Source organism: Candidatus Omnitrophota bacterium, assembly GCA_028715415.1.
Lineage (GTDB): Bacteria > Omnitrophota > Gorgyraeia > Gygaellales > Profunditerraquicolaceae > JAQURX01.
Window position 1 is genome coordinate 36,921 of sequence record JAQURX010000006.1, and the last position, 11,691, is coordinate 48,611.

General features: G+C 38.5%; 6 protein-coding genes. All 6 read left to right on the forward strand.

The window, feature by feature from the left end; genetic code table 11:
• Window positions 1–189 precede the first annotated feature (189 nt).
• The 6 genes from PHO70_03695 (at window position 190) to chvE (ending at window position 11,689) form a co-directional block, all read left to right on the forward strand.
• Window positions 190–4,572: a PAS domain S-box protein gene (locus PHO70_03695; GenBank protein MDD5432072.1), complete on the forward strand. Its 4,383-nt coding sequence runs from the start codon at window positions 190–192 to the stop codon at window positions 4,570–4,572.
• A 2-nt stretch (window positions 4,573–4,574) separates the two neighbouring features.
• Entirely contained in the window at window positions 4,575–4,937 is a 363-nt protein-coding gene (locus tag PHO70_03700; protein ID MDD5432073.1) for a response regulator, read from the forward strand.
• A 196-nt stretch (window positions 4,938–5,133) separates the two neighbouring features.
• Window positions 5,134–8,370, forward strand: coding sequence for a carbamoyl-phosphate synthase large subunit (carB, locus tag PHO70_03705; GenBank protein MDD5432074.1), 3,237 nt, complete (start codon window positions 5,134–5,136; stop codon window positions 8,368–8,370).
• An 18-nt stretch (window positions 8,371–8,388) separates the two neighbouring features.
• The gene (locus PHO70_03710) at window positions 8,389–8,967 is read left to right on the forward strand and encodes a rubrerythrin family protein (GenBank protein ID MDD5432075.1); all 579 of its coding nucleotides are present in this window, start codon (window positions 8,389–8,391) and stop codon (window positions 8,965–8,967) included.
• A 93-nt stretch (window positions 8,968–9,060) separates the two neighbouring features.
• Window positions 9,061–10,611 carry a carbohydrate porin gene (locus PHO70_03715; GenBank protein MDD5432076.1) on the forward strand — a complete coding sequence of 517 codons (1,551 nt, stop codon included), beginning with the start codon at window positions 9,061–9,063 and terminating at the stop codon, window positions 10,609–10,611.
• 73 nt (window positions 10,612–10,684) lie between these two features.
• The gene (gene chvE, locus PHO70_03720; GenBank protein MDD5432077.1) at window positions 10,685–11,689 is read left to right on the forward strand and encodes a sugar ABC transporter substrate-binding protein; all 1,005 of its coding nucleotides are present in this window, start codon (window positions 10,685–10,687) and stop codon (window positions 11,687–11,689) included.
• The last annotated feature ends 2 nt before the right edge of the window (window positions 11,690–11,691 follow it).

An 11,691-nucleotide genomic window follows, 5' to 3' on the forward strand; every position in this document is an offset into this window, starting at 1 on the left:
CTTAAGAATAAAATCTATTGTCGGCTCTCTATCATAGTGGTAAAATAATCTATTAATACGCTTGCTTGAGTTTTTTGACAAATAATTCTAAAAAAATATATTGTGAGATAAACATGCAGGCAGTTAAATTAAAAATTAACCCAAGTTCTGTAAGAATACAGAATTTGGGTTTTTTATTTGGAGGATGGTATGAAAGGTAAAATAGTGCCGTTTTTTCCAATAGTTGGCATTGGGGCATCTGCAGGAGGGCTTGAAGCCTCCGAAGATTTACTAAAGAATCTTTCTGATAAACCGGGAATGGCGTTTGTCTTTATTATGCATTTATCTCCGAATCATAAAAGTCTGTTGCCGGAATTGTTTGCCCGGACAACAAAAATGCCGGTAAAAGAAATAAAAAACGGTATGCTTATTGAAGTTAATCATGTTTATGTGAAGCCTCCGGATACAAATCTTGCTATCCAAGGCAGAAAATTAATACTTAGCAAGAGGAGCAATAATGATTTTAAGCATATGCCTATAGATTATTTCTTCCGTTCTTTGGCAGAGGAGTTAGGCAATAGGAGCATTGGAGTTATTCTTTCAGGGACAGCTTCAGATGGTACTCTGGGAGCCGAAGCCATAAAAGCTGAAGGTGGTATTGTTTTTGCTCAGGATGAGAAAAGCTCAAGATATAGCGGAATGCCGCAAAGTGCTGTTGTTGCCGGATGCGTTGATTTTGTCCTTTCGCCCAAAAAAATAGTCCTTGAGCTAAGGCGTATAGTAAAGCATCCTTTTATGTCGTCCGTTAAAATTATTAAAGCAAATAAATTAGCTTTGTCGCAAGATAAAGGTTTTGTAAGTATTTTTGCCTTATTACGCCAAAACTTTGGCCTTGATTTTACACATTATAAAGCCACTACTATTAGTAGGAGAATATCGCGCAGGATGCTTTTATTAGGGCTAAAGAATATTAAAGATTACATAAAGTTACTAAGTGATGATAAAAAAGAGTTAAGTAATCTTTACGAAGACTTATTGTTGAAGGTTACCGGATTTTTTAGGGATGAGAAAGCCTTTGAAGTATTAAAGAAAAAGGTATTGCCGTTAATCCTTAAAAATCAGGCAAAAAATCAACAGATAAGAATTTGGATTCCGGGTTGTTCTACGGGAGAGGAAGTTTATTCAATTGCTATGTGTTTTGTGGAGTTGATTGGGGATAAATCAAGCACGGCAAGAATCAAGATTTTTGCTACTGATGTAAGCGAAATTTGTATTAATAAGGCACGCCGCGGTATCTATAGCGAAAACATAAAAGGCGCAGTTAGCTCTGAGCGCTTAAAACGTTTTTTTTCTAAACAAGGCAATTTTTATAAGATCTCAAAGAACTTGAGAGATATGTGTATCTTTTCTAAACAGAATGTCTTTAGCGACCCTCCTTTTTCAAATTTAGACCTTATTAGTTGTAGGAACCTACTAATATATTTCCAGCCGGTTTTACAGAAAAAAGCTTTCCATAATTTTCATTATGGCTTAAAGCCCGGAGGTTTTCTTTTCCTGGGAAGCTCAGAATCGGTGGGAGGCTATTTAAATTTATTTAAGCCGTTGGATAGGAAAGAGAAAATTTTTATAAAAAAATATGTATCAATAGGGCCTGAGCTTCAATTGGAGGAAAGATTTTATCCGCTAAAGAAAGTCGAAATTAAGAAAAGCGTTAGCATTAAGAAAGAAAAAGAAACTGATTTCGAGAGCTTAATAGAACAGGCAATGCTTAGAGAGTATGCTCCTTGCGGGGTGCTGATAGATAGCGATATGGAAGTTGTTTCTTTCCGCGGACACACTGGTAGTTTCCTTGAGTCAGCGGTAGGTAAGCCAAGCCATAATGTATTTAAGCTGGTGCGAGATGGACTGTTTTTACCTTTACGAGCTGCAATCACACAGGCAAGGCAAACAAAGCATACAGTAAAAAAAGTAGCGCAGGATGTAAAACATAATGGCCATAGGAGGCAAGTTCAGATAACTGTTATTCCTATAAAATATGGAATTCCAAAAGAAGAATTTTTCCTGGTGTTCTTTGATGAGGTTATTAAAACTGAAGAGTTTAGGAATTTGCCAAAAGCGCGTAGCAATGATAAAAACGCAAACCTGCAAAAAGAGCTTCTGGAAACAAAAGAATACCTTCAGACAGTTATAGAAGAACAAGAGAGCGCTAATGAAGAAGTAAAAACCGCAAATGAAGAAATATTATCAAGTAATGAAGAATTGCAAAGCACTAATGAGGAGCTGGAAACTGCTAAAGAGGAATTGCAGTCTGCGAATGAAGAGTTGATTACTTCTAACGAGGAACTGCAGAATCGTAACGCCGAAGTTTCTTTATTAAATAATGATTTAGTAAATTTGCTTAGCAGTATCAATATGCCGGTAGTAATGATGGGGACAGACTTGTCAATTCGCAGGATAACCCCTCAGGCAGAGAAGGTGCTTAATGTAGCCTCTTCTGATATCGGCAAGCCGATTACAAGTATTAAACTTAATATAAATATCCCTGATTTAGAAAATATGCTTTTAGAAGTTGTAGATACTTTCCATTCTAAATCCCTTCAGATAAAAAGCAAAGATATGCGTTGGTATTCGGTATATATAAGGCCGTATCGTACCTTAGATAATAAGATTGATGGCGTAGTTATGATTTTTGTTGATATTACAGACCGTAAGTATGTCGAGGATGAATTGGCCCGCGTAAAGGAGCGGGAATACAGGGCGCTTGTTGAAAATTTACCTCAAATGATATTTCTTAAAGACATAAATTCAAATTACATATCTTGTAACGAAAATTTCGCAAAAAATTTGAAGATTAAGCCAAAGGATATTTTTGGGAAGACAGATTTTGATTTTTTCCCAAAAGAATTAGCTGATAAATACAAAGCAGATGACCAGCGGGTTATGTCAGCTGGCAAAACAGAGGAAATTGAAGAAAAATACATTCAGGAAGGCAAAGAGGTTTTTGTTCATACTCTTAAAGCACCTCTTAAAGATGATCATGGTAATGTTATAGGATTATTTGGGCTTTTTTGGGATATAACTGAGCTTAAGCAGGCAGAAGAGGCATTGCGTTTAAGCGAAAGCAAGGTTCGCGCTATTTTTGACCAGTCTTTTCAGTTTATCGGCTTGATGACACTCGATGGCGTACTTATTGAGGCAAATAATACTGCGATGCAGTTTGCCGGAATTAAGAAATCTGATTGTTTAGGGAAGTTTTTTTGGGATACCCCTTGGTGGACACATTCGGCAGAAATGCAGAATAAATTACGCAAGGCAATAACAAAAGCCGCAAGTGGAGAATCTGTAAGTTTTGAGGCAACTAATATTGCTGCTGATAAAAACCTTCATTATATAGATTTTTCGCTTAAGCCCGTTAAGGATAAGAATGGTAAAGTAACTTTTCTTGTTCCTGAAGGAAGAGATATTACTGATCGTAAAAAAAGCGAAATAGCCTTAAGGGAATCCGAAGAAAAGTTTAGAACCATATTTGATAATGCTGTGGATGGGATTATTTTAGCCGATAAGGTTAGCCAGAAGTTCTTTTTGGCTAATAATGCAATTTGTAAGATGCTTGGTTATAGCAATGAGGAAATCAAAGATTTGACTGTTATGGATATTCATCCTGAAAAGGATATTTCTTATGTTATTGAGCAATTTAAGAAGCAGGCAAAAGGAGAAATTTCTTTGGCACGGGAAATACCGGTAAAAAGAAAAGATGGAAGTATTTTTTATGCCGATATAAATTCTTCACCTATCGTAATTTCCGGCAAGGAATATCTTATGGGATTTTTTCATGATGTCACTGAATTGAAGCTGGCAGAGGAAGATAGAAGGCGCGTAATGGATGAAAAAACTTCCTCCGAACTAAGAACAAAGTTTACCTCTATGGTTTCTCATGAATTGAGAAGCCCGCTTACGGTTATTAAGGAAGGTATCAACTTGGTTATTGAAGGGCTAACAGGAAGCATTAATCCTGAACAGAAAGAACTGCTTGAAACTGCCAAAAATAATATTGATAGGCTGGGAAGGCTGATTAATAATGTATTGGATTTTCAGAAAATAGAAGCTGGAAAAATGGTGTTTAATATTCGGATAGATGATATTAATAATGTCGTATTAGAAATTCATAAAAGCATGGATTTAATAGCAAAAGAAAAAAACTTGTTTTTTATCTTGGATTTAGATAATAATGTGCCAAAGATAAGGTTTGATAGGGATAGAATTATTCAGGTTATTACTAATTTGGTGAGCAATGCTATTAAATATACTGAAAAAGGAAGTATTAAGATTAGCACTAAGTATGTAAACAACTCGGTAATTGTAGCGGTCCAGGATACCGGGCCGGGTGTTGATGCTAAAGATTTGAATAGGCTTTTTCATGCTTTTGAGCAGTTGGATAGCCCGAGGGATAAGAAAAAAGGCGGCACAGGCTTAGGATTAGCAATTTCAAAAGATATAATTTTAGCGCATAAAGGAAAAATCTGGGCGGATTCTGAGCTTGGCAAAGGGGCTACATTTTATTTTGCTTTGCCTGTTAAAGAGCGCAGAGGTTAATTATGAGAAAGAAGATTATAATTATTGATGATGAGCCTGATGTCCTTAGGGTTTTAGAAATCAGGCTTAAAAAATCAGGTTATGAAGTTTTTACCGGTTTAAACGGACAGGAGGCTTTAAATTTAGCGCACCAAATTAAGCCGGATTTGATAATCCTTGATGTGTATTTACCTCTAATAAATGGTGATGAGGTAGCTAAAATATTGAAAAATGATTTAAAGCTAAAACATATAGCTATAATTTTAATCTCTGCTACTACCCAGTCTCTTGCCCAAAAAACTAAAGAAAGCGGAGCTGATGGGTTTCTTGTTAAGCCTTTTGAGTCGGTTGAGTTAATTGAAATGATAGAGAAAGCTCTTAAATGAAATTATCCTTGACTCTTAAGCCAAACCCTAATATAATACTGCAAATCAATTAATGTAGGGAAACAAAGGTTTGGTTTAATGTATGTATTAACGAAGCTAAATGAAGCAGTTTCTAGGCAGCTCTCAAAAATTTGAGGGCTGCCTATTTTTTTTGCATAATGCTGCTTAAATTTTAATCACTTGAAAGGGGTTTTCAATGCCAAGAAGAAATGATATTAAAAAGGTTTTGATTATCGGTTCCGGCCCAATAATTATCGGACAGGCGTGTGAATTTGATTATTCAGGTACACAGGCATGTAAGGCGCTGCGTGAGGAAGGTTATGAGGTTGTGTTGGTTAATTCTAATCCGGCGACTATTATGACTGACCCGGGTATGGCGGACCGCACTTATATTGAGCCTTTAACAGTTGAAAGCGTAACTAAGATAATTGCCAAAGAAAAACCAGACGCGCTTTTGCCTAACTTGGGTGGGCAAACAGGATTAAACCTCGCCTCAGCTTTAAATAAGGCAGGGGTTTTAGAGAAATATAAAGTAAAGATTATTGGAGTAAAGGCTGATGCGATTGAGCGCGGAGAAGACCGGGAGGCATTTAAGGCTACGATGAAGAAGCTTGGTATCCCAGTGCCTCTTTCAGAGATTTGTCTTTCTGTTGAAGAAGCTCTTAAGGTTGCACAAAAAATGGGTTATCCTGTAGTAATCCGGCCTGCATATACTTTGGGAGGTACTGGCGGCGGCATTGCCTATAATAATGAAGACTTAAGCACATTAACCACTCGTGGTTTAAATGCCAGTCTTATACATCAAATTTTAATTGAAGAAGCTGTTATTGGTTGGGAAGAGCTTGAGCTTGAAGCAGTGCGTGATGAAAAGAATCAGATGATAACTGTTTGTTTTATTGAGAATATTGACGCGATGGGAGTGCATACGGGGGATAGTTTTTGTGTTGCTCCCATGCAGACTGTTCCTGAGGAATTGCAAAAGAAAATGCAGGATTATTCTTATAGAATAGTTGAAGCTATCGGGGTCGTGGGTGGGACAAATATCCAGTTTGCCCATAATCTTAAGGATGATCGACTGGTGGTTATTGAAATCAATCCCCGTACTTCACGATCCTCGGCACTTGCTTCAAAGGCAACGGGTTTCCCCATTGCCCGCGTTTCTACAAAATTAGCTGCAGGTTTAAATCTTGACGAAATCCCTTATTGGAGAAAAGGTACATTGGAGAAATATGAGCCATGGGGGGAATATGTAGTAATTAAATTTGCGCGCTGGGCTTTTGAGAAATTCCCTAAAGCAAAAGATATTCTTGGTACTCAGATGAAGGCGGTAGGCGAGGTAATGAGTATTGCTAAGAATTTCAAAGAAGCGTTTCAGAAATCCATCCGTTCGCTTGAAATAGGAAGGTATGGTTTAGGTTTCGCAAAAGATTTTAATAGCTTACCTTTGGAAGATCTAAAAATGAAGCTTTCTTTCCCATCCAGCCAGCGCTTGTTTATCATGTATGAAGCGTTACGTAAAGGTATGGGTGTAGACGAGCTTTATGGCCTAACATATATAGGTAAGCCATTTATTCAGGAAATGGAGGAGATGGTAGAACTTGAAGAAGAGATGCTTAAATGCGGATGGAGTAAATTATCGGATGATGTTTTAAAGAAAGCAAAAGCATGGGGCTTTAGCGATAAGTATCTTGCGAAAATCTTTAAATTAGAGGAAAAGGATGTAAGGGCACGCAGGAAAAAGGTTGTCGGTAACGCGCGTTTCGAGCCAGTCCCTGTAAGCGGGGTTGAAAACGCAGCATATTATTATTCTACTTATACTCCGGGTAAAGATTTGGTCCCTGTTTCCGATAAAAAGAAGATTTTGATTTTAGGCGGTGGGCCTAATCGGATCGGGCAGGGAATTGAATTTGACTATACTTGCGTCCACGCTGCATTCGCTTTACGAGATGAGGGTTTAGAGTCAATTATGATTAACTGTAATCCCGAAACAGTTTCAACGGATTATGATACTTCCAATAAATTATATTTTGAACCATTGACGGTTGAAGATGTTTTGGCAATTTGGGAGAAAGAGAAGCCAATAGGCGCTATTGTCCAGTTTGGAGGGCAAACGCCGCTTAATATTGCCTCCGAACTTGAACAAAATGGCGTAAAAATATTAGGAACCAGCACAAAAAGCATTGCTTTTGCAGAAGACCGCGAACTTTTCCGCCAGAAAATGATTGAGCTCGGGATCCGGCAGACTGAGGGAGCGACGGCATTTTCTCTGGAGGAAGCTGTAAAGATTGCTAAAAAGATAGGTTATCCGGTAATGGTCAGGCCTTCTTTTGTTTTGGGCGGCCGCGGCATGGAAGTTATTTACGATGAAGGAATGCTTGTTAAATATGCCAAAGAAGCGATACAGGTGAGCCCGGAGTATCCGATGCTTATTGATAGATTCCTGGAAAAAGCAGTTGAGTGTGAAGTGGATGCGCTTTGCGACGGGAAGGATACATTTGTTGCAGCGGTTATGGAGCATATTGAGCATGCCGGGATTCATTCTGGAGATTCGGCTTGTACTATTCCAACGCGTACATTAAAGCCGGAGCATTTAAAAACAATTGACGAATGGACAAAGAAAATTGCCGCTGAATTAAAAGTAGCGGGTTTGATTAATATTCAATTCGCTATTTGTGACGATAAAGTATATATCCTTGAGGCAAATCCGCGCGCTTCTAGAACAGTGCCGGTAGTATCAAAAGTAGTCGGGATTCCGATTGCCCGCATTGCTACACTTTTAATGTTGGGTAAAAAATTAAGCGATTTTCCCGAGCTTGTGCATAAAAAACTTCCTTACGTCGCTGTTAAAGAAGCAGTTTTTCCCTTTAACATGTTCCCGGAGGTTGATCCTGTTTTAGGCCCGGAGATGCGCGCAACCGGAGAGGTAATGGGAATTGATGAAGATTTTGGTTTGGCATTTTTTAAGGCCGAGGAATCGTCTGGTACGAAGCTTCCTGTAGAGGGAAATTGTTTGGTGACAGTAAGAGATGCTGATAAGCCAGAGCTTTTCCCGATTGCTGCTAAATTGTCAAAGTTGGGGTTTAAAATATTTGCTACGGAAAATACTCAGCGCTTTTTAAAAGAAAAAGGGGTGGATTCGGTTTTGGCAAAGAAATTACACGAAGGCCGCCCAAATATTTCTGATAGTATCAAAAATAGAGAAATTAATTTGATTATTAATACTCCTGTTGGACGTATGAGTGTCCACGATGATAGTTATATTCGTATGCTTGCAATTCAATATAAGATTCCTTATGTAACAACAATGTCTGCAGCCCGTGCAACTGTGGATGGTATTGAAGCTGTAAAGAAAAAGCAGAGCCAGCCAAAGTCTTTGCAGGAGTATCACGCGCTATTAAAGGAAAGTGAAGTAGAAAAAAGCATTGCATGTTAAAACAAAGGGGATGTTACTATGTCAGCTTCAATTAAAGGGACTAAAACCGAAAAGAATCTTTTAAAGGCTTTTGCCGGAGAATCTCAAGCTCGTAATAGGTATACTTATTTTGCTTCTGCTGCAAAAAAAGAGGGTTTTGAGCAGATTGCCAATATATTCACTGAAACTGCGGAAAACGAGAAAGAACACGCTAAGGTTTTTTTTAAGCATCTTGAGGGCGGAGATGTAGAGATTACTGCAACTTACCCTGCAGGCATGATTAAGGATACTAAAACTAACCTCGAAGAGGCTGCTGCCGGAGAGAATATGGAGTGGACAACTCTTTATTCAGATTTTGCAAAAACAGCACGTGATGAGGGCTTCCCTGAAGTGGCGCGTTCTTTTGAGCAGATTTCAAAGGTTGAGAAATACCATGAATCAAGATACAGAAAATTAATTAATAATATTGTTAATGGTGAAGTGTTTAAGAAGAAAGAAACAGTAAAATGGCATTGTATTAATTGTGGTTATGTAGTAGAAGGGGAGGCAGCTCCTAAAGAATGCCCTGCTTGTAAACATCCTCAAGCGTATTTTGAAGTTCTTGCTGAGAATTATTGATACCCTTGGGAGCATTGACACTTTTTTAAAAGCAAGTATAATAAATATATTAATTAGCATTGCTTTATCGAATCCTTACACAATGGAGGGTGGATGAAAGCACGCTTAATGAAATTGGTAACTGTTTTTGTATTCCAGTCCTTTTTTCTCCTCGTAGTTTTCTCGTCAGTTTTCGCGCAAGCCGTATCAGATGATATCTCAGCTTTAAAAAATGAAGTTGATTCCCTGCGAAAAGAATGCCAGCAGTATAAGGAGCTAAACTCTAAATTAGAGTCACGCCTTGAACAGCTGGAAAAAAGAATAAATGCTGTGCAGCCTAACCTAACAGCATCTTCTGTCTGTAAGATACAAAGCTCCAGAGATTGTATATCTCCTCAGCCTCCGGCTCCTGCAAGAAGCGTAAGCGGGGGAGAAGAAAGGCAAGGCCCTTTTGGATTATCTAACGATGATATTTTAAAGATTACAAAAGGATTTGAATTTGGAGGCTTTTACAGGGCTGGCTATGGAACTAACGCCCGCGGTGGAAAAATGGGAGCATTCCAGGCTCCATTAGCACCTGCAAAATACAGGTTAGGCAATGAACAGGATACCTACTTAGAAGCAATATTCGCGCAAAACAACTGGAATCCGGACCCCACTGGAGTTGCATTCCGGACCCAGATGCGTGTTTCCTACCAAACGCAGCAGAATAAATCAGAAGATAATACCAATAGCGTATGTTTGCGCGAATTATATGCGCAGATGGGGAATTTCATTGATAGCGATCCCGATTTGAAGGTTTGGGCTGGAGAAAGATTCTACCGTCTTCCGGAATTAGACCTTAATGATTTTTGGTGGTATGACTTAAGCGGTTACGGCGGAGGTTTTGAAGATATCAGGGTAGGCAATTTAGGAAAATTGGATATCGCTTATATCGGATATTCTGATAAAGACGTTAATCTTTCAACTAACCATGGAAGAATTGAAAAGAATAATTTAAGCGCAATTCTTAAACAAGTTAAAGTCCCCGGAGGATTTGGTACATTTTGGATTAATGGTGGCTATATTAAAGGAGGTAGCTACCAGAGTACCACTTATCCAAGCGTACCGGGAGTTGATTTTGGTTTTATGCATAATACTCCCGATGATACTAATAATAACCAGTTTGCTTTTCAGGCAGGTTTTGGTGCTTGTACCTCTTTATCAGCAGGAGGCAATATTCCGACAGCGACCAATGATAAGAATTCATGGACAATCCGGCTTACAGATATGTTAACCAGAAGGATTAATAACAGGCTTTCTTTGCAGGCAGATGGTGTTTACCAATTTACTGATACCGGTTTTGCCACAAACTCAAAGCAAATCTGGGGGAGCTTTGGTATTAGGCCGGTTATCGGAATTACAAAACATTTGGCCTTAGAAATTGAGCCGGGTATTGATTACATCAATTCTCCAAGAAATAATTATGATACTTTTCTTATGAAGTTTACTACTGCTCTTCGCCTTGCTCCGGGAACTGATATTGGAAGCCATCCGAGGTTTAGGCTCTATGCGACTTATGGCAGATGGGGAGATGATTTTAAGGGAGTTCCCATAGGAGGGGAAGGTTACCGTGATAAAACAAATGGTTTAAATTTTGGAGTTCAGGCAGAGCATTGGTGGTAAGAGACATATAAGGCACAAGTCACAAGGAACAAGGTCACAAGAATATAGAATTTGATTAATTAAGGAGGAATGTATGCGTAGATTTGTAGGTTTGTTATTTGTTAGTTTATTTTTTGTATTAGCAGCGAATAATCTGGTTTGGGCAAAGCAAATGCGTATCGGTGTTTCACTTCCTACGCAAAGAGATGAAAGATGGGTAAGAGATGCTGATAAAATGCGGGAGATTGCTAAAGCAGAAAATATCCAGCTTCTTTTACAGGTTTCAGATAATGATGCTTCAAAACAAATGTCGCAATGCGAGAATCTGCTTGCTCAAGGAATTGATATTTTAATCTTAGCTCCTCATGATGCAACTAGTGCCGCGGCTATCGTGGATAATGCGCGCGCAGCAGGTATAAAAGTTATCTCTTATGATCGTTTAGTTTTAAATGCCGATGTTAACCTTTATATTTCTTTTAATAACTTGCAGGTTGGCCGGCTTCAGGGAGAGTATCTTACAAAAATGGTGCCTAAAGGAAATTATGCCATTTTTGGCGGAGCTCCAACTGATAACAATGCTAAATTATTTAAACAAGGGGCAATGGAAATTATAAAGCCTTTTGTTGATAAAGGGGATGTTAAAATAGTAATGGAGCAATGGATTACTGATTGGCAGCCGACAGTTGCAATGAATTTAATGCAGAATGCGCTTACTATGTCTAATAATAAAATTGACGGAGTTTTAGCGCCTAACGATAATACGGCAGGAGGCATTATTCAGGCTTTAACGCAGGTCGGCTTAGCAGGCAAGGTTCCTGTTACTGGCCAGGATGCGGAGCTTACCGGAGCACAAAGGATTGTTAAAGGAACCCAGGCAATGACTGTTTTTAAAGATACTCGCGCTTTAGCTACAGAGGCAATTCATGCCGCAATAAAAATGGTTAATGGGCAGGACCCCGGTATAACTTCGCACGTCAGTAATAATAAACTTGAAGTTCCTTCAATTTTACTTACACCTATTGTAGTTGATAAGAATAATATTGATGAAGTCTTGATTAATAGCGGATATTTAAAGAAAGCAGACGTTTATAAAAAATAGAG